This is a genomic window from Variovorax sp. WDL1, from assembly GCF_001541225.1.
Taxonomy (GTDB): domain Bacteria; phylum Pseudomonadota; class Gammaproteobacteria; order Burkholderiales; family Burkholderiaceae_C; genus Variovorax.
Window position 1 is genome coordinate 1 of sequence record NZ_LMTS01000133.1, and the last position, 1,313, is coordinate 1,313.

The following is a 1,313-nucleotide window of genomic DNA, read 5'->3' on the forward strand; positions in this document are numbered from 1 at the left end:
GCCTCTCTTGAAATCTGAGTGGGTAAGCTGACGCCATTTTGATCAACCTGGACGAGTGAATTAATGACTGTCAAGCTGTTTGAAGCTGCCCTGGGGATTGCGTCGCCGTGGTCTGTGACCTCGGTTGACTTCGACGAAACGGCCAAGACATTGACCGTGCTGATTGACTTCAAGCCGGGTAGCCGCTTTGAAGTCTCTGGCCACGCAGGCTTGCATCCGGTTCATGACACCGTGACCAAGACGTACCGGCACCTGAACTTCTTCCAGCATGAGTGTCATCTGCAAGTGCGCACGCCGCGCGTGAAGCTGCCCAATGGCTCGGTGCGTCTGGTCGAGCCCGACTTTGCCGGTCGGCTGAACGGCTTCACGCTGCTGTTCGAGGCCTTCATCCTGATGCTGGCGCGCCAGATGCCGTTTGCAGCCGTGGCGCGCATCGTGGGCGACTCGCCCCATCGAGTACTGGCAGTGTGCAAGAAGTACGTGGAGATGGCTTGTGGTTTGGCTGACTACTCGGCTGTCACTGCGCTGGCTATCGATGAGACCTCGCGTGCCAGGGGCCACAGCTACGTCACACTGGCTGCGGACGCCGATGCCAGACGAGTGCTGTTCGTCACAGAGGGACGCGACGCCAAGACCATTGAAAAACTGGCCCAGTATCTGGACGACCATGGGTGCCCCGCCGAGAACATCGAGTCGGCTAGCATTGACATGTCGCCGGCGTTCATTGCCGGGGTCACTGAGCATCTGCCTAACGCGCGCATCACCTTTGACAAGTTCCACGTCATCGGCCACGCCAGCACTGCGGTGGACAAGATGCGGCGGATCGAGCAGCGCACCGACAAATCCCTCAAGGGCATGCGCTGGACTTTGCTCAAGGACACAGCCAAGCTCAAGCCAGAAGCCTGCGCTGATCTGGATGCCTTGATCGCCAAGATGACCGTCAAGCGCACCGCCCGCGCCTGGGTCTACAAGGAGCAGCTGCGCGAGATCCTTGGTCGCAAACAAATCAATGTCGTGCGCGCCATGCTGGAGCATTGGTGCACTTGCGTGATGCGCTCCAAGGTCGATCCGATGAAGGAGGTGGCCAGGATGATTCGCTCTCATCTGGAGGGCATCGTGGCCTGGGCCCAAACGCGACAGACCAACGGCTTTCTGGAGGCTATCAATGGCCTGTTTCAGGCCGCCAAGCGTCGTGCCCGCGGTTTCACCCGCATCGCCACGATCAAAACAGTCATCTTCCTGATCGCCGGAAATCTCGACTTCCACGCCATCAACCCTCATGCTGGGCAACCCACTTGAAATTCAACAGAGCC

Annotated in this window: 1 protein-coding gene; it reads left to right on the forward strand. The window is 59.1% G+C overall.

What is annotated here, in order from left to right; all coding sequences use genetic code 11:
• Positions 1–63: 63 nt before the first annotated feature.
• On the forward strand, positions 64–1,299 hold the full coding sequence (locus APY03_RS18505; protein WP_068678855.1) for an ISL3 family transposase: 1,236 nt from the start codon (positions 64–66) through the stop codon (positions 1,297–1,299).
• The last annotated feature ends 14 nt before the right edge of the window (positions 1,300–1,313 follow it).

What these genes read in the sequence shown, in the direction of transcription:
- APY03_RS18505 (WP_068678855.1), top strand. Translation starts at nt 64, where the DNA reads ATGACTGTCAAGCTGTTTGAAGCTGCCCTGGGGATTGCGTCGCCGTGG.